The organism is Pacificispira spongiicola, from assembly GCF_012926505.1.
GTDB lineage: Bacteria > Pseudomonadota > Alphaproteobacteria > UBA8366 > Aestuariispiraceae > Pacificispira > Pacificispira spongiicola.
Genome location: NZ_JABBNT010000003.1, coordinates 305,210 through 321,738, shown reverse-complemented (window position 1 = coordinate 321,738; position 16,529 = coordinate 305,210). Strand labels below are relative to the sequence as shown.

Annotated in this window: 17 protein-coding genes and 1 tRNA gene; 9 read left to right on the top strand and 9 right to left on the bottom strand. The window is 63.0% G+C overall.

From position 1 onward, the window contains the following. Positions 1-74 precede the first annotated feature (74 nt). The 3 genes from HH303_RS10990 (at position 75) to HH303_RS10980 (ending at position 2,807) form a co-directional block, all read left to right on the top strand. Positions 75-440 carry a hypothetical protein gene (locus tag HH303_RS10990; protein ID WP_227421721.1) on the top strand — a complete coding sequence of 122 codons (366 nt, stop codon included), beginning with the start codon at positions 75-77 and terminating at the stop codon, positions 438-440. Positions 441-453: 13 nt separating this feature from the next. Continuing rightward, a complete protein-coding gene (locus HH303_RS10985; protein WP_169625382.1) occupies positions 454-1,428 on the top strand; it encodes a quinone oxidoreductase family protein in 975 nt (324 codons plus the stop codon). Positions 1,429-1,697: 269 nt separating this feature from the next. Next, positions 1,698-2,807, top strand: a complete 1,110-nt coding sequence (locus HH303_RS10980; RefSeq protein ID WP_227421720.1) for a pyridoxal phosphate-dependent aminotransferase — start codon at positions 1,698-1,700, stop codon at positions 2,805-2,807. Here the strand turns inward: HH303_RS10980 and HH303_RS10975 are convergent. The 3 genes from HH303_RS10975 to HH303_RS10965 all read right to left on the bottom strand — a co-directional run bounded on the left by HH303_RS10975 (position 2,804) and on the right by HH303_RS10965 (position 5,509). Further along, positions 2,804-3,325: a MarR family winged helix-turn-helix transcriptional regulator gene (locus HH303_RS10975; RefSeq protein WP_169625380.1), complete on the bottom strand. Its 522-nt coding sequence runs from the start codon at positions 3,323-3,325 to the stop codon at positions 2,804-2,806. The two genes, HH303_RS10980 and HH303_RS10975, sit on opposite strands and share 4 nt — an antisense overlap. 23 nt (positions 3,326-3,348) lie before the next feature. Then, the gene (locus tag HH303_RS10970) at positions 3,349-4,533 is read right to left on the bottom strand and encodes a 3-hydroxybenzoate 6-monooxygenase (protein ID WP_169625379.1); all 1,185 of its coding nucleotides are present in this window, start codon (positions 4,531-4,533) and stop codon (positions 3,349-3,351) included. Positions 4,534-4,648: 115 nt separating this feature from the next. Next, complete coding sequence (locus tag HH303_RS10965) at positions 4,649-5,509, bottom strand: LysR substrate-binding domain-containing protein (RefSeq protein WP_169625378.1); 861 nt, start codon at positions 5,507-5,509, stop codon at positions 4,649-4,651. A 108-nt stretch (positions 5,510-5,617) separates the two neighbouring features. On the opposite strand from HH303_RS10965, the gene ilvD reads away from it, so the two are divergent. After that, positions 5,618-7,462: a dihydroxy-acid dehydratase gene (ilvD, locus tag HH303_RS10960; RefSeq protein WP_169625377.1), complete on the top strand. Its 1,845-nt coding sequence runs from the start codon at positions 5,618-5,620 to the stop codon at positions 7,460-7,462. Between the two features lie 80 nt (positions 7,463-7,542). Here ilvD and HH303_RS10955 read toward each other — a convergent pair whose 3' ends face one another. From HH303_RS10955 to HH303_RS10945, 3 genes are read right to left on the bottom strand one after another with little or no spacing between them, the layout of a single operon-like run. Further along, entirely contained in the window at positions 7,543-7,752 is a 210-nt protein-coding gene (locus tag HH303_RS10955; RefSeq protein ID WP_169625376.1) for a tautomerase family protein, read from the bottom strand. A 15-nt stretch (positions 7,753-7,767) separates the two neighbouring features. Continuing rightward, positions 7,768-8,655 carry an SDR family oxidoreductase gene (locus tag HH303_RS10950; protein WP_169625375.1) on the bottom strand — a complete coding sequence of 296 codons (888 nt, stop codon included), beginning with the start codon at positions 8,653-8,655 and terminating at the stop codon, positions 7,768-7,770. Continuing rightward, the gene (locus HH303_RS10945) at positions 8,655-9,395 is read right to left on the bottom strand and encodes an SDR family oxidoreductase (RefSeq protein WP_169625374.1); all 741 of its coding nucleotides are present in this window, start codon (positions 9,393-9,395) and stop codon (positions 8,655-8,657) included. The genes HH303_RS10950 and HH303_RS10945 overlap by 1 nt, the downstream gene beginning before the upstream one ends. A gap of 100 nt (positions 9,396-9,495) precedes the next feature. Here HH303_RS10945 and HH303_RS10940 point away from each other — a divergent pair, with 100 nt between their 5' ends. Continuing rightward, complete coding sequence (locus tag HH303_RS10940) at positions 9,496-10,386, top strand: LysR family transcriptional regulator (protein WP_169625373.1); 891 nt, start codon at positions 9,496-9,498, stop codon at positions 10,384-10,386. A gap of 38 nt (positions 10,387-10,424) precedes the next feature. On the opposite strand, the gene HH303_RS10935 is transcribed toward HH303_RS10940, so the two are convergent. Both HH303_RS10935 and HH303_RS10930 read right to left on the bottom strand, forming a co-directional pair. Further along, positions 10,425-10,501: transfer RNA gene (locus HH303_RS10935), tRNA-Arg, on the bottom strand. Positions 10,502-10,560: 59 nt separating this feature from the next. Then, positions 10,561-12,009 carry a penicillin-binding protein activator gene (locus HH303_RS10930; protein WP_169625372.1) on the bottom strand — a complete coding sequence of 483 codons (1,449 nt, stop codon included), beginning with the start codon at positions 12,007-12,009 and terminating at the stop codon, positions 10,561-10,563. Between the two features lie 197 nt (positions 12,010-12,206). Here HH303_RS10930 and HH303_RS10925 point away from each other — a divergent pair, with 197 nt between their 5' ends. From HH303_RS10925 to gshB, 4 genes are all read left to right on the top strand, one after another. After that, on the top strand, positions 12,207-12,587 hold the full coding sequence (locus HH303_RS10925) for a YraN family protein (protein ID WP_169625371.1): 381 nt from the start codon (positions 12,207-12,209) through the stop codon (positions 12,585-12,587). A 131-nt stretch (positions 12,588-12,718) separates the two neighbouring features. After that, the gene (locus HH303_RS10920) at positions 12,719-13,387 is read left to right on the top strand and encodes a BON domain-containing protein (RefSeq protein WP_169625370.1); all 669 of its coding nucleotides are present in this window, start codon (positions 12,719-12,721) and stop codon (positions 13,385-13,387) included. After that, on the top strand, positions 13,384-14,310 hold the full coding sequence (locus tag HH303_RS10915; RefSeq protein ID WP_169625369.1) for a SirB1 family protein: 927 nt from the start codon (positions 13,384-13,386) through the stop codon (positions 14,308-14,310). Before HH303_RS10920 ends, HH303_RS10915 begins: the two co-directional genes overlap by 4 nt. A 41-nt stretch (positions 14,311-14,351) precedes the next feature. Beyond that, entirely contained in the window at positions 14,352-15,293 is a 942-nt protein-coding gene (gene gshB / locus HH303_RS10910) for a glutathione synthase (RefSeq protein ID WP_169625368.1), read from the top strand. 66 nt (positions 15,294-15,359) lie between these two features. On the opposite strand, the gene HH303_RS10905 is transcribed toward gshB, so the two are convergent. Continuing rightward, on the bottom strand, positions 15,360-16,472 hold the full coding sequence (locus tag HH303_RS10905; protein ID WP_169625367.1) for a glucosaminidase domain-containing protein: 1,113 nt from the start codon (positions 16,470-16,472) through the stop codon (positions 15,360-15,362). Positions 16,473-16,529 lie beyond the last annotated feature (57 nt).

Sequence of the window (16,529 nt, the reverse complement as noted above, 5' to 3'; positions counted from 1 at the left end):
GAAGTCGCTTGGCGGCGGTGGTCCCGCGCCCTAGATTCCCGCCTGAGATTGAGGGCTGGAGAAAAGGGAAAACCGTGAGCGACGACTCGTTTCAGGCGCGTGTGCGTCCCTGGATGCTGGCCTGTTTCGGCGATGAGATTGCCCGCGATCCGGTGGAGCGCAATCATCGGTTCTTGGAAGAATCGATCGAGCTGGTCCAAGCCTGCGGCGGCACGGCGGCGGAAGCGCATGCCGTCGTAGACTATGTTTTCTCGCGGGAGCCTGGGGACACGGCTCAGGAAATCGGCGGTGTGATGGTAACGTTGGCAGCCCTATGTCTCGCCCAGGGTCAGGATATGCATCAGGCGGGCGATGCGGAACTGTCCGCGATCTGGGACAAGATCGACCGCATCCGCGCGAAACACGACACGAAACCGAATTTCAAACTTTCAGCACAATAGTGAGGAACGACAAATGGCGAAGGCGGTACGCATTCACGAGCCGGGCGGTCCGGAGAAGCTGGTCTATGAAGACGTGGATGTCGGCGATCCGGGACCGGAAGAAATTCGGATCAAGCAGGAATTCTGCGGACTGAACTATATCGACGTCTATCACCGCACCGGCCTGTATCCGCTGCCGCCCCTGCCGACCGCCATCGGCCTGGAAGCCGCCGGGATCGTCAGTGCCGTCGGCAGCGACGTGTCGGAATTCAAGGTCGGCGACCGTGTTGCCTATGCCGCCCCGCCGCTCGGCGCTTACGCCAGCGAACGGCTCATCCCCAGGCATCGGGTCGTGAAACTGCCCGACTCGATTTCGCTGGAACAGGCGGCGGGCATGATGTTGCAGGGCATGACCGTCGAATATCTGATCCGACGGACCTATGAGGTGCAGCCGGGCGACACGGTTCTGTTCCAGGCGGCCGCCGGCGGCGTCGGCCTGATCGCTTGCCAATGGCTGAAACAGATCGGCGCGACGGTGATCGGCACCGCCGGGTCGCCGGAAAAGGCGGAACTGGCGAAAGCACACGGTTGCGATCACGTAATCTTATATCGGGAAGAAGATGTCGCCGCCCGCGTGCGCGAGATTACGGACGGCGCCGGGGTCCCCGTCGTCTATGACGGTGTCGGTGCCGCAACGGTTGAAGGGTCGCTCGACTCCTTGAAGCCGCGCGGGCTGTTCGTGACCTTCGGCAATGCCTCCGGTCCGATTGAAAACTTCAATCTCGTTACCTTGTCGGCGAAGGGATCGCTCTTCCTCACCCGCCCGACGCTGATGACCTATACGGCCAGCCGCGAGGATATGGTCTCCTCCTCCACCGCTCTGTTCGACGCGGTGGCCAAGGGGTTGAAGATCGAGGTCAACCAGCGCTACGCCCTGGCCGATGCGGCACAGGCGCATCGCGATCTGGAGGCGCGGAAGACCACCGGCTCCACGATTTTCGTGGTCTGACCTATTTTCCCGGTCTGTCGGACTAGGTTTCCCGACTCTTGAATTAGGCGTTTCGCCTAGTTTTCGAGTCGGGAATCCGCATTTCCGCACCAAACCCATTTTTCTCTCAAGATATTGTGGTATCCCGGCACGGGCTGCCTACAATTGTCGGCACAAGTGCCGCCGGTTTTCAAAATCCGATGCGGCGATTACAGTGCGCCCCGATTTCGCCGACAAAAGCGATTCGCAAACGATCCGCCCAACCGGACAAATGCCGGAGGACACCCATATTGACCCAGAAGACCGAAATTCGTTTCACCGATCTGGTGGCATCCCTGCCCGCGGCGGTGCCCTTCGTCGGGCCGGAGACGTTGGAACGCCGGCGTGGGAAACCCTTCGACGCTCGGCTGGGCGCGAATGAAAGTTCCTTCGGCATGTCGCCCAAGGCCGTGCAAGCCCTGACGGAAGCGGCCACGCGCGGCAGCTGGTACGGCGATGCGGAAAGCTGGCCCGTGCGGGAAAAACTGGCGAAAATCCATGGCGTGGCGCCGGATCAGATTCTCGTCGGCGCGGGGATTGATGCGATCCTGGGAAACACGGTGCGCATGATGGCCGGGCCCGGCACGCCGGTCGTGACCTCGCTGGGTGCCTATCCGACTTTCAATTATCACGTCAGCGGGTTTGGCGCGGCACTCAATCCGGTTCCCTTCCGAAACGATCATGAAGATCCGGAGGCGCTGCTGGACAAGGTCCGGGAAACCGACGCGCCGCTCGTTTACTTCTCGAATCCCAACAATCCGATGGGGACATGGCACGCGGCGGATGTCGTGCAGTCGCTGATCGACCGTATCCCCGACGGCACGGTGCTGGTCCTGGACGAGGCCTATATCGAATTCGCGCCGGAAGGCACCGCCCCGGCCCTGGACCCGGACAACCCCAAGGTCCTGCGCATGCGCACCTTTTCCAAGGCCCACGGCATGGCCGGGCTGCGCATCGCCTACACAATCGGTCATCGCGATCTGATCACCGGGTTGAACAAGGTCCGCAATCATTTTGAGGTCAACGTGTTGGCCCAGGCGGCGGCGCTCGCCTCCCTGAACGATCCGGATTTCCTGGCCTCCGTCGTGGCGGAAGTCGCGCGGGGCCGCGACGACTATATGGAACTCGCCGAGCGGCTGGGCTACAAGGCGATTCCCTCGGCGACAAATTTCGTTTCCATCGATCTGGGCAGAGACGGCGATTATGCCCGTGCGGCACTGCAGGCCCTGGATGCGGCGGGTATCTTCGTGCGCATGCCGGGCGTCGCCCCGATGGACCGCTGCATCCGCGTTACCGTCGGCAATGCGGAAGAACGCCGCCTCTTCGCCGACCGTTTCGAATCCGTGATGAAGACGCTTTAACCGGTCTTGCGTTTTCGCTGGGCCGCGCCGCGATCGAATAAAGGCGCGCGGCTGAGCGTGTTGTTCCCGTCCGCGACTTTGGTCAGCAGGCGGACAAGCTGGTCCTGCTCTTTCGCGGTCAATGGCGCGAGAAGCCTGTTCTGGACCTGGGCGACGCGCGGACGCACCGCGGTCACAACGTCTCGTCCGGCCTGTGTGATCTCGACGATTTTCGCGCGGCGGTCTTCCGGCGAGACGGTTCGGGTCGCCAGACCCCGATCTTCCAGGTTCTTGATTACCCCCGCTGTCGTCGTGCGGTCCAGCGCAGCGCGGCCGCTGATCGTCGCCTGATCCTGCGGCCCGCCTTCCTCCAGCGTCACCAACAGGATGAATTGCAGCGGCGTCAGATCGAAATCGGCGCAGTCCTGCATGAAGATCGCCACGGCGATCTGCTGACACCGGCGCAACAGATGCCCCGGCATGCCGAAAATTTCGGCCAAATCCTGTGCGTCCTGTGTGCCGGGCGCGTCCGCTGCCATATAGGGTTCTCCGGTGGTCTGTGTTAGGCGTCCAATCCGGTGCCACCATACAGCCAGGATAGTTGATCGTACCAGTCTTCCGCCGATTTCGCCTTCATCGCGGCGTTCCGGACCAGGGCCTTCGCCCCATCGGCGTGATAGATATAGTCGCCGATCAAGCGGGAGCCGAGCTGCACCCGCGCCGTGCGGACGACGCGCTGGTCGCGATAGGCCACGAAGGCCTTATCCACATCACCGCCGAATTTTTCCATCATGTGGCTGAGGCACACGCCGTCTTCCATCGCCATGCAGGCGCCCTGCGCGAAATACTGCATCATGGGATGCGCGGCATCGCCCAGCAGCACAACGCGCCCGTCGATCCATTCGGTGATCGGATCCCGGTCGCACAGGACCCAGAGCTTCCAGTCGTTTCCGTGTTCGATGATGCTCTGTGCCCGCGGCGAGATATGTTCGAAGCCCTGGCGGACCTCTTCCTTCGACACCGGCTTTCCGGCGACGGCTTCCGTGACGTCGCGGTGATAGGTAACGACCAGGTTGAAGACCTTCCAGCCCTTCAGCGGGTAATGCACGATATGGCATTTCGGCCCGGCCCACAGGGTCGCGGCGTTCCAGCGCAGGTCTTCCGGCATCTGTTCGGTCGGAATGACGGATCGATAGGTCGTGTGGCCGGACACGCGCGGTTCGCCGTCCTTCACCATCTGCTGTCGGATGGGGGACCGCAGACCTTCCGCCCCGATCAGCGCGGCGCCCTTGATCGGGTCGCGGCCTGTCAGGCGCACCGTGACGCTGCTGCCGTCCTGGTCATAGCCTTCGACGCAATGATCGGTGCGCAGCTCGATCAGCGGGTTCGCCTTGCAGGCATCCAGCAACACGCCGTGCAGATCGGCGCGGTGGACGACGGCATAGGGGTTCCGGAAGCGTTTGCGGAACGGCTCATCCAGCGGGATATGCGTAATCTCGTCCCCGGACAGCGCGTCCATCAGGCGGAGCTGATCGATATAGACGGCTTTCGACCGCGCCTCTTCCCCGACCCCGTAATAGTCGAAGCAGTGAAAGGCGTTCGGGCCGATCTGAATGCCCGCGCCGATCTCGCCCAGTTCCTTGGCGCGTTCTAGCACCCTGCAGGGAATGCCCGCTCGTGCCAGACCCAGGGCCGCCGAAAGACCGCCGATCCCGCCGCCGGCCACGATGAAAGGAAGCTGTGCCACGATCCTATCCTCCCAAATTCCAAAATTGGACTGTTAAGATATTGTTATCTATAACTGTAATAGAAAGCATACTGCATATTAATGTGTTTGTAAACCGGCGCCAGCGCTTGCGGGGCTAGCCGTAGGGCGTAATCGACGCAACCAGATGTTCCGCCAAGGCTTGGGCGGCCTTGCTGGGCGATCCGGGCGCGCGGTACAGGACGATATCCGATGACGGCAGGGCGGGTAGGCCGTCCCCCTCCCCCAAAAGACGCAGGCCCGGTTCCGCCGTGCCTTCCTTGACCACGGCGACGGCGATTCCGGCAGCGGCCGCCGCTTCCACCGCCGCAATGCTGGTGCTGGAAAAGCAGATGCGCCAATGGATGCCCGCCGCGTCCAGGGCGCGCAGGCCCCATTCCCGGAACAGATTCCCCGGCGGCAGTACGGCCAGCGGCAGGATATCGCCCAACTGGAAATCGTGCCGTGCTGAAAAGGCCCAGCGGGTGCGTTCCGTGCGCAGGATTTGTCCATCCTTAGTGCCTTGCGGCTGCGTCGCCAGGACCAATTCGAACCGGTCGCCCAGCCGGGTCAGCAGATCGGCGGAAAACCCGGTTGTTACGTCCAGTTTGATATCGGGATATAGCGCGATGAAACTCGCCAGGATGCCGGGGAGGACATGGGTAGCGTAATCGCCCATGACGGCAAGGCTGACCGCCCCGGACAGACGGGAATCCTGCAACGCGTCCAACGCCTGATCGTGGGTAGCGATCATCTGACGGGCATAGCCAAGCAGCAATTCCCCGGCCGGGGTCAGTCGCATTTTGCGCCCCTCGCGCTGGAACAGGGCATTGCCCGCCGCGTCCTCCAGCCGCTTCATCTGCATGGAAATCGCCGACTGCGTCCGGCCCAACGTATTGCCCGCCTGGGTAAAACCGCCCCGGTCCACCGCCGTGACGAAAGTGCGCAAGAGATCGGTATCCAGGTTCCGTCGGATCATAACATCACGATCATTGATGATAGACTTAACAACTATTCATTTTCGTGACGGGTCGGTCAATGCTATCGCCTGCGGCAACGATAAATCGAACCTGCGAGGATTCCCCGGATGCCTGACTACCGTTCAAAAACCTCCACTGGCGGCCGCCGCATGGCCGCTGCCCGTTCCCTGTGGCGCGCGACCGGCATGGGCGACGGCGATTTCGGTAAGCCGATTATCGCCGTGGTCAATTCCTATACCCAATTCGTGCCGGGCCATGTGCATCTGAAGGATTTGGGCGATCTGGTCGCGAACGAAATCTGGGACGCGGGCGGCGTGCCGCGCGAATTCAACACGATCGCGGTCGATGACGGGATCGCCATGGGCCATGGCGGCATGCTCTACAGCCTGCCGTCGCGCGACCTGATTGCGGATTCCATCGAATATATGTGCAACGCCCATTGCGTGGACGCGATGGTCTGTATCTCCAATTGCGACAAGATCACGCCCGGTATGCTGATGGCCGCGATGCGCCTGAACATCCCGGCGATCTTCATTTCCGGCGGGCCGATGGAAGCGGGAAAGACGGATTTGTCCACCGGCACCCGCGCCACCGATCTGGTGGATGCCATTGTCGTCAGCGGCAATCCGAACTCCTCCGATTCGGATGTGGAGGCGGTCGAACGGTCCGCCTGCCCGACCTGCGGGTCGTGCTCCGGCATGTTCACGGCGAATTCCATGAACTGTCTGGCCGAAGTGCTGGGCCTTGCGCAGCCGGGCAACGGCTCCCTGCTCGCCACCCATGCCCGCCGTCAATCGCTGTTCGAACAGGCCGGTCAGCGCATCGTCGATCTGACGCGCCGCTATTACGAACAGGACGATGCCTCGGTCCTGCCGCGTTCCATCGCCAGCTTCGAAGCCTTCGAAAATGCCATGGCGCTGGACCTGGCCATGGGCGGGTCGACCAACACGGTGCTGCACCTGCTGGCCATCGCGCATGAAGCGGGCGTCGACTTCACCATGCAGGATATCGACCGCATGTCGCGCCAGACCCCGCATCTGTGCAAGGTCGCGCCCTCCACGCCGGAATACCATATGGAAGACGTGCACCGCGCCGGCGGGATCATGGCGATCCTGGGCGAATTGATGCGCATGGGCAAAATCCATCCCGACGTCCCGACCGTCATGGGCACCAATCTGGGCGATGTAATCGAAACCTGGGACGTGCGCCGCACCAACGATCCGGACATTCACGACTTCTACCGCGCCGGTCCCGGCGGCCGCCGCACGGTGAAGGCCTTCTCTCAGGACGCCCATTACCCGGCGCTGGATGTCGACCGGGCGCTGGGCTGCATCCGCGACGCGGATCATGCCTATCGTCAGGATGGCGGGCTGGCGGTGCTGTTCGGCAATCTGGCGCCGGACGGCTGTATTGTGAAATCGGCGGGCGTGCCGGACAATATGCTGGTCTTCAAGGGCACGGCGCGCGTCTTTGAAAGCCAGGACGCCGTCTGTGCCGCCCTGTTCGCGGGCAAGGTGGTGGAAGGCGACGTCGTCGTCGTGCGCTATGAAGGGCCGAAGGGCGGTCCGGGCATGCAGGAAATGCTGTACCCGACGACCTATCTGAAAAGCTTCGGCCTCGACCAGTCCTGCGCGTTGATCACCGACGGGCGCTTCTCCGGCGGCTCGTCGGGCCTGTCCATCGGTCATATCTCCCCCGAAGCGGCGGAAGGCGGCCTGATCGGCTTGGTCGAAGACGGCGACGTCATTGAAATCGATATCCCCAACCGCACCATGATGCTGAAAGTGGACGAACCGACCCTCGAGGCCCGCCGCGCCGCGATGGACGAAAAGTTCCAGGGCAAGGCTTGGCAAGCTGAAGGCCGCGACCGTCCGGTCTCCACGGCCCTGCGCGCCTATGCCAGCATGGTCACCAGCGCCTCCAAGGGCGCGGTGCGGGATTTGGGGGAGTAAAAGATTCTGTCCAAACCGTGTCCGACCCATTGGGTCGGACACGCAAGGACTGCTCGTAAGTCTCGGGTCTATAGTACCCGCTATTTCACGCGATACTCGTCGGGCAGCACGAAAACCTCGTCGGCACGATAGTAGCCGCCGTCCTTGACCTCCTCGATCAGCACCATCGTATGGGGGCGGGCCGCTTCCGAAAAATACTCGACGAGCATATCCGTCACGCGATGACCGATTTCGGCTTTCTGCTGCGCACTAAGCGCGGCTTCAGGTGTTTTGATATTAACGAAGGGCATGGGGATTCCTTTCTTTCAGGGTTGAGGCCGGAGCAGATCGGCCAATCCGATCCTTTCCAGCAATTGGGCGCGGACACGATCGGCCACGCCGTTGACGATTTCGGCACCGTCCTGCGACGGGTCGATGTGGCTGCGGAATGGGCGGTGCCCCTTGGGTAAGGCGACGATGCGCACGATCTCCCGCGCAACGGCGGACGGGTCGGCATCCGACGGTTCGAGCGCCGCCAGCCGACTCAGGGCGTGTTCCGCGACGCCTTCATACGGTCCCACCCGCCACGCGTCGGCGCGGGCCGTGTCCGCCGGGGCACCGGCATGGGCAAAGTGTTGAGTTCCGCCTGTAAACGCACCCGGCACGACGATGCTGGTTTCGATGCCGAAGCGGGACAGTTCCAAGGCATAGCTTTGCGCTAAGGCGTCCATCCCGGCCTTCGCAGCGAAATACGGTGCGAAGAAAGGGGGAGTGCCGCCCCGCGTCGAAGAAGACCCTATCCAGACGACAAGCCCGTCACCAACATCCCGCATATGCGGAAGAGCGGCACGGTTCACGCGCTGGGTGCCAAGCACGTTGATATTGTAAAGATCCGCCAGCTGATCCGCAGTGAAGGCTTCCGTTGGGCCGAAAACCATGTGACCCGCATTGTGGATCAACACATCGATCCCGCCGGCGCAGTCGAGGACCGTTTGAACCGCCGCAGTGACCGAAGCCTCGTCCGTGACGTCGAGCGACACGGTTTCGATCGCCAAATCCTCGGCAGCGAGGGAGGCCACCCTTGCTGCTGGCGCCCCGCCGTGGGCGGCGGGATCGCGCATGGAGGCGAATACCCGGTGCCCGTCTCGCGCCAGGGCTTCCGCGGTCATGGCGCCGAACCCGCTGGAAGCACCGGTGATCAGGATCGTGGCCATCAGATGATCCCGCCATTCGTGCGGATGACTTGGCCGCTGATCCAACCGCCGTCCGAGCTTGCCAAGAAGTGGACCACACGGGCGATGTCTTCCGGTGTTCCCAGACGTCCGAAGGGGTTCATGCTCCTGATGTGGTCGACCAGCTCTTCGCTCTTCCCGTCAAGAAAGAATTCGGTTTCGACCGGGCCCGGCGCAACTGCATTCACGGTAATCCTGCGCGGGCCCAGTTCTTTCGCCAGAATATGGGTCAGCGCCTCAAGCGCGGCCTTGGTCGCGGCATAGGGCGCGTAGCCCGGCTGATACAGCCCGACAACACTGGACGACAAATTGATGATGCGCCCCCCGTCGACGAGCTGCGTGGCCGCTTTGCGCATCAGTTGAAACGGCGCGGTGAGGTTGAGGGCGACATGGCGCGCGAAACTCACGTCGCTGGTTTGGCCGATGGGAGCGAGCTCCATCATCCCGGCATTGTTCACAAGAATATCGACGCGGCCGAAAGCCGCCTTGGCCGCGTCGAACAAACTGTCTGCGGCCTCGGCTTGTAACAGGTTGGCCTGGACGGCGACGGCTTGCCCGCCCCGGGCTTCGATATCCGCAACGACGGCGGCTGCCTGGGTGGAACTGTTCGCATAATTCACGACTACGGCGATTCCGTCGGCGGCGAGATGACGGGCGATTTCCGCCCCGATGCCACGAGACGCGCCGGTCACGATGGCGGTTTTGTTGTGTTTCTGGGTCATGGTGATCTCCTGCTAGTGCCCGTCGGAAGTTAATGATCCGACAAAAACAAACAATTAGGAAAAATTTGACTTTATAATTCGGCATAGACTAATAATCGGCATGGATCGAATCGACCGCATGGCGCTGTTTACGCGCATTGTCGAAAGTGGCAGCTTCGCCCGAGCGGCAAGCGACCTCGGTGTCGCGCGCTCGACAGCGACCGAGGCTGTGAAAGTGCTGGAACGGGAAACGGGAACGCGCCTGCTGGCCCGGACCACAAGGCAGGTGCGGCCCACGGCGGAAGGAGACATTTTCTACCACCACGCCCGCGCCATCCTCACGGCGGTGGACGACGCCTACGGCGCATCGCGGCAAGGGGCGCCGAGCGGTCATCTGCGCATCGGCGCGTCGGGTCTGCTGACCCGGACCTTCCTCGTGCCCCGACTGCCGGATTTCCTGACACGATACCCGGATATAACCGTCGAGTTCGGTCAGACGGACCGCTTCGTGGATTTGGTGCGTGACGGCGTGGATTGCGTCATCCGCGCCGGAGAGCCGGACGACAGCGGGTTGATGATGCGCAGGCTCGGCGCCCTGCCGGAAATTACCTGCGCCAGCCCCGCCTATTTGGCGGCACATGGAACACCGACGGATATCGACGATCTGGATGGCCACCACATGGTCGGCTTTCTGTCGTCACGCACCGGCAAGGTCCTGCCGCTGGAATTTCAGCGGGACGGCAGCGTGGAAACTCGTGTGGTCCCGGCGCGGGTGACGACTGACAATTCGGACACGGCCAGCGCGCTCGCGCTCAGCGATTTCGGTCTGATCCAAGCGCCGCGCTATCGATTCGAGGCGCAGCTGGCCGACGGCAGGATGATCGAAGTTCTGGCCGAAACCCCGCCGGAACCGATCCCTCTCAACGTTCTCTATGCCGGCAGCCGCCACATGTCCCGACGGCTTGACGTTCTGCTGGATTGGATCGCAGAAATCTTCGCGGACGCGCTATAGCCTGCGGTCTTGCGCCGGAAAATCCGAATTTGGGGAAATGGCGCGCCCGACAGGATTCGAACCTGTGACCTCTGCCTTCGGAGGGCAGCACTCTATCCAGCTGAGCTACGGGCGCTTTGCGCGGGCCTTATAGACGGTTCGGCCTGGCTTTTCCAGACCGAAAAGCGATCGGTGTCAGAATGCAGGTTGAAGGGACGGTTCGGCGAAGCTGCGCGGCGCTTCCTGGACCATGACGGGGCCGGCTTGCCCCACCTCCATGATTGCGAAACCGCGCTGGGCCGTGCCCGCTTCCGTGAAGCGGAACAGGCCTTCCGCGCCGATGAAACCCTGCGGGTCGGTCAGGGTGACGGTGTCGTAGCGCGGCGTGCCGCCGTCCCGGCCCGCCAACGCGGCGGCGACTGCCGTGACGTCGTAGGACAGCGCGGACAGGGCCGACGGGGTATGCCCGAACAGCGATGCGAAGCGGGATTCGAACCGGTCCCGGAACTGGGACCGGGCGGCGGGATAGCGGCTGCCGATCAAGCCCGGCTCGTTGGCCAGATTGGCGAATCCGTCCCACCGCGCGAGGCCCAGCAAGCGCACGGCAGGCTGATCGACGTCATAGAAGGCAAGCTGAGCCGAGAGGATTTGCAAGGTCTGTTGATCCAGGACCGGCAGCAACAGCGCATCGAAAGGTGGGTCGCCCCAGGTGTCCAGGACTTCCATCCGCTTGAGTGCGAGTTTGGAGGCCTGATCTTCCTTCCCTTCCAGTTCCGCGCGCTGTTCCTTCAGGGCGCGGACACGGTTCTGATAGTCGGACAGGCGCTGGATCTGCTCCGCGAAGTCCATATTGTCAGGCTCGTAGAAGGCGACACGGGCGATTTCCGCGCCGCGCGACAGAACGGATTTCTGGAAGGCTTCGACCGCGACATTGCCGTATTCGTTGGACGGCGCCAGCACGGCGAAGCGCATCCGGCCCTCGGCCATGGCGTTGGCGATGATGGAATCGACCTGTTCTTCCGGCGCGAAACCGGCGAGATAGATCGGATCGCCCGCGACACGGCTGGAATTGGAAAAGGCAATGACCTTGATCTGGGCCGCTTCCGCGATCGGGCGAACGGCGGAGACGGATTCCGCCAGCAACGGGCCGACGATCAATTTCGCGCCGCGCCGCACGGCCTCCCGCGCGGCCTGTTCCGCGCCGAAGGCGGTGCCCATCGTATCGATCGGGACCAATCGGAAATCGGGATTGTCGACGTCGAACAGCGCCATTTGCGCGCCTTCCAGTAGGGCCTGACCGGGACCGGCCAAACGCCCGCTCAACGGCGCCAGGATGGCGACCGGAATGCCGTCGATGGCGCGCATCGCGTCCTGCGGCGGGGTCAGCATGCCCGTATCGCCAAGGCTGAGCGCCGATCCGCCTTCCGTCGTCAGGGCCAGGTCCTCGCCCGTCGGCGCGCCTTCCGGGGCCTCGCTTTGCGACGGGGCGGAACCGGGAAGCATGCCGGTATCGCCGCCGGGCCCGCCGGAGGATCGACCACCGCCGACACAAGCGCTCAACATCACAAGCGCGGTCAGGGCGAGCACGGGGCCGCGCGGAATTGCGAGACGCGATTTTATGGCAAGGGAAAACGGTTGAATCACCAATGCACCTCTGTTTCCGTCATATCCGGACCCGATGAGTCGTTCGGGTTCCCGCAGGGCCGGATCGCCGTCAGAATAATGACCCGTTCCTTGCCGGTAAACCGCAGGGTCCATCCGGGGGAACCGTTTCCCTTTCTAGCGCGATTTGCGGCATATGCCATGGCTGGAATGCGGCGATTTTGGGGAGACTGCACCGAATGCGGCATGGACGGACCGACGCGGCGCGTCAAAGAGCGGAAATACGGGGTCGGATCGCCGAAAGCATCGCCGTCTTATGGCTGCGCCTGAAAGGGTATCGGCTGCTAGCCCGCAATGCCCGCACGACAGTGGGCGAAGTCGACGTGATCATGCGCAAGGGCCGAACCCTGTGCTTCATCGAGGTCAAGGCGCGCCCGACCCTGGATCAGGCCCTGTCCGCCCTGACAGACCGGCAATGCCGCCGCATCGAACGCGCCGCGCTGGCCTGGATGGGGCGGCGCCCGGATCTGCAATCCTGCGCCATGCGGTTCGATCTGGTGGCCCTGACGCCGGGGCGCCTGCCGCGGCACGTTCCCGACGCTTGGCGGCCGCCGGTATAGCCCCCATTGCGCGGCGGGACGACGCAACTTACCTTGAAAGGGCCGGGCCCGCGGTGTCCCCGGGAGATTCCCGGGGAGTGAGTGGGTTCGCACTCGCCATCGATTTTGACACGAGCCATCCGGAACCAGACATGACTCGCCGCCTCTTCCCCAGCGCCATTCCCGCTACTCTTGCCGCCGCGTTTGCCGGTATGACTTTGTTAAGCGGCTGCACGCCGGTCGGCGTCGTCGTCGGCGCCGGGGCCGTCGCGGGCAGCGCCGCCATGCAGGAACGCGGCTTTCAACAGGTTGTGACCGACAAGGCCACGGAAGTCGCCATTCAGAAGAAGGTATTTGACGCCGATCCGGCCAGTTTCCGGCGGCTGGAAGTGACAGTGGTCGAGGGCCGCGTCCTTTTGAGCGGGGTCGTGCCGACGGTCGACGACCGCATCCGAGCGGTTGAGGCCTGCTGGAAGACCGACGATGTAGTCGAGGTCATCAACGAGGTTCTGGTCGGCGAGGATGCCGGCATGGTGGACAATGCCTATGACGCGAAGATAGAGGCCGCGCTGGATGTCGATCTGACGCTGGATCGCGAAATCAACGCGGTGAACTATATTCCCGATGCGTCGGGTGGCACGCTGTACCTGATGGGAATCGCGCAAAATCAGGCGGAACTGGACCGTGTCATCGCCCATGCCCGCAATGTCGAGCGGGTGCGCCGGGTCGTGTCCCACGTTCAGATCAAGGATTCGCCCGAACGGCAGGAAACGCTGAAGCGCCTTGCCGAACTGGCAGCGAAAAAGGATGCCGGATCGTGAGCCGAAAGACATCCTCCAAAGGGTCCGAAACCGAAGGCTCCAAGGCGGGCGGCAACCCCATCGATACCGATACGGCGGAGGCCGCCCCTGTCGGTATCGAAGCCTGGGCCGAGCATGTTCTGAAAGGCCTTGCCGATCAGGGTAACGCCGATATCGACATCATGGAAGGCGCGCTGGCGTTGGCTGTTTTCGACGCCCCGGCGGAGGCGTTGGATCAGTATCGACGGCACTTGGCGGATATGGCCGGCGCGCTGGGCAAGGTCGATGTGGCCGACGACGCCCCTGCCGAAGACCGCCTCGCCGCCCTCAATCATGTCCTGTTCGGGCTCTACGGCTATTCCGGTGATACGGAATCCTATGACGATCTACAGAACGCCAATCTGATCCGGGTGATGGACCGGCGGCGCGGATTGCCCGTCGCGCTGGGCATTTTGATGCTGCATCTGGCGCGGGGACGCGGCTGGACCATGCGCGGGTTGGACTTTCCGGGCCATTTCCTGCTGCAACTGGACGGGCCGGGGGAACGGCTGATCGTCGATCCGTTCAACGGCGGCACGGCGCTGGACGCATCGGATCTGCGCGCGCTGTTGAAGGCGGCGTCGGGCAATGACGCAGAACTGACGCCCGACCACTATGCCGCCGTTTCCGACCGGGACATTCTTTTGCGCCTGCAGAACAATATCAAACTGCGTCTGGTTCAGGCTAAAAGGATTGAGGCCGCATTGGGGATCGTCGATGCGATGTTGATGCTGGCGCCGGAGAAACCTTGGCTTTGGCGGGAAGCCGGTCTTATGAACGCGCATATCGGCAGACTGAAGACTGCCGTTGCGGCCTTGGAGACCTATATTGATCGCGAAACCCGACCGGGACCGCGTAGCGAGGCGCAAGCGGTGATCGACGGTTTACGGGGTCAGATGAACTGATATGCGCTGAAAACAGCGTATTGGAGAGAGGGAACAACACCATGACGCTGTCCGTCGCCATTCAGATGGACCCGATCGCGCCGATCGATATCAATGCGGATTCCAGCTTCGCCCTGGGGCTTGAAGCACAACGCCGCGGCCACAGCCTGTATCATTATCTGCCCAATGCGCTGACCTATGATCGCGGGCGGATTTCGGCGCGCGGCCATGCCATGGCGCTGCGCCGCGAGAAAGGCGCGCATTACGAATTCGCGGAACCGCTGACGCTGGATTTGAAGTCGGATATCGATGTGATCCTGATGCGTCAGGACCCACCCTTCGACATGGCCTATATCACCGCGACCCATATCCTGGAACATGTGCATCCGGAAACCCTGGTCGTGAACGACCCGTTTCATGTGCGCAACGCGCCGGAAAAGCTGCTGGTCACGCTGTTCCCGGAACTGATGCCGGAAACCATGATCACGCACGATCTGGCGGAAATTAAGGCCTTCCGCAAGGAAATGGGCGACATCATCGTGAAGCCGCTGTTCGGCAATGGCGGGGCGGGCGTGTTCCACCTGCGCCCGGACGATTCCAATCTGGCCTCGCTGATGGAAATGTTCCTGGCGTCCAGCCGCGAACCGGTGATGGTGCAGCGCTACATGCCGGAGGTCCGCAAGGGCGACAAGCGGATCATCCTGGTCGACGGCAAGGCGGTCGGCGCGATCAACCGCGTCCCGGCGGAAGGCGAGGCGCGATCCAACATGCATGTCGGCGGCCGCCCGGATAAAACCGACATCACCCCGGCAGAACACAAGATCTGCGAGGCGATCGGACCGTTGCTGAAGGAACGCGGATTGATCTTCGTCGGGATTGACGTGATCGGGGACAAGCTGACGGAAATCAACGTCACCTCCCCCACCGGCATTCAGGAAATCGACCGCTATAACGGATCGAACCTGGCCGGTCTGATCTGGGACGCCATCGAATCGCGGCTATAGGCGCCGTCCTCACCCCGACCCTCTCCCTGGGGAGAGGGTCGGGGTGAGGGCCGGGTGTTGCCCGGATTACGCGGTGCCGCCGCTCCGCAGCTTCGCCCGGTCCAGCGGGCGCAGGTCGTTCACCGCGATGATATTGCGCAGCAGATCGATATAGGCCCGGCCTTTTTCCGAATAAGATTCCAGCCCTTCCGCCAGCGTCATGCCGTTCATGGCCGTGCCTTGCACCCGCAGATTGGCGCGGATTTCGCGGAAATGACGATAGGCGCGGTGCGTGTTCAGGTTCTTGATATAGGCCTGAACCGCCTGCAGCGGATTGTCGAACGCCTTGATCTTATGGGTCAGGCCGTCCTGACGCTTCTCCGGCACGATCCCGTCGGCATCGTCGCCCCAGACCCATTGACCGAATAGCGCGTTGCCTTCCCGCGCGAAGCGCGATGTGCCCCAGCCGCTTTCGATCGCGGCCTGGGCCAGCGCCAGGGACGGCGGCACGATGTCGACACGACGCAGCAGGGCGTCGTACTGACCCGCTTCGACCTTGTAGCGTTTGAACTGCCGGTCGATCCAGGACCGATCTTCGCCCCGAATGTCGGTTCCGGCCTGGATTTCGCTGCGAATCCGGTCTATCCGCGCGCGGTCGGCTTCCAACTGTTCATTGGCGATCAGGACCAGCGGCAGAACCATTTTGAAGAATACGGCCTTGCGGCGGCCGACTTCCTGGATGTCTTCCAGATCGCCGGGCACGGCGGTGGGCACCAGACGCGGCACGTCTTCCGCCCGCGCGCGCACATCGGCCAGGCGATAATCCAGATTGGCGAATTCGCTTTCCAGGCTGGCCACGGTGGTGGCGTTGCCGGTCCGCGCCCCGCGCCCCGTCGACTGTTTCTGGAACGCATCGGTGCGCAGGTCCGGTCTGTCCGCCAAATCCGGCGGCACGCCCAGATCGGACGGCAGCATAGCGATCGGAATGCGCGCGATCGGATAGATCGGGTCTTCGACCCGGTCGGATCGAAGATAGTCCGTCAGGGACCCCTGCCCGTTCAGGCTGGTCAGCGCCACGACGGAGCCGATCCCCGCCGCGAATCCCATCGCGAAGAGCGCCAGCCAATTACCGCTTCCGCGGGTACGCGTCGGCGGTTCGCGCCGGGCGGGGAAATCGTTGTTCATTGCGGCATCAGTCATGTCGCGCCCTTTCTACCCTTTCGCTCCCGTTCTGCCGCCGTCTCCGTGCTGCGCCCA

Excerpts from the sequence above, each read along its gene's own strand:
- HH303_RS10985 (WP_169625382.1), top strand. The coding sequence starts at position 454 with ATGGCGAAGGCGGTACGCATTCACGAGCCGGGCGGTCCGGAGAAGCTG.
- HH303_RS10975 (WP_169625380.1), bottom strand. The coding sequence starts at position 3,325 with ATGGCAGCGGACGCGCCCGGCACACAGGACGCACAGGATTTGGCCGAA.
- HH303_RS10965 (WP_169625378.1), bottom strand. The coding sequence starts at position 5,509 with ATGATCCGACGGAACCTGGATACCGATCTCTTGCGCACTTTCGTCACG.
- ilvD (WP_169625377.1), top strand. The coding sequence starts at position 5,618 with ATGCCTGACTACCGTTCAAAAACCTCCACTGGCGGCCGCCGCATGGCC.
- HH303_RS10955 (WP_169625376.1), bottom strand. The coding sequence starts at position 7,752 with ATGCCCTTCGTTAATATCAAAACACCTGAAGCCGCGCTTAGTGCGCAG.
- HH303_RS10950 (WP_169625375.1), bottom strand. The coding sequence starts at position 8,655 with ATGGCCACGATCCTGATCACCGGTGCTTCCAGCGGGTTCGGCGCCATG.
- HH303_RS10945 (WP_169625374.1), bottom strand. The coding sequence starts at position 9,395 with ATGACCCAGAAACACAACAAAACCGCCATCGTGACCGGCGCGTCTCGT.
- HH303_RS10940 (WP_169625373.1), top strand. The coding sequence starts at position 9,496 with ATGGATCGAATCGACCGCATGGCGCTGTTTACGCGCATTGTCGAAAGT.
- HH303_RS10925 (WP_169625371.1), top strand. The coding sequence starts at position 12,207 with ATGCGGCATGGACGGACCGACGCGGCGCGTCAAAGAGCGGAAATACGG.
- HH303_RS10920 (WP_169625370.1), top strand. The coding sequence starts at position 12,719 with ATGACTCGCCGCCTCTTCCCCAGCGCCATTCCCGCTACTCTTGCCGCC.
- gshB (WP_169625368.1), top strand. The coding sequence starts at position 14,352 with ATGACGCTGTCCGTCGCCATTCAGATGGACCCGATCGCGCCGATCGAT.
- HH303_RS10905 (WP_169625367.1), bottom strand. The coding sequence starts at position 16,472 with ATGACTGATGCCGCAATGAACAACGATTTCCCCGCCCGGCGCGAACCG.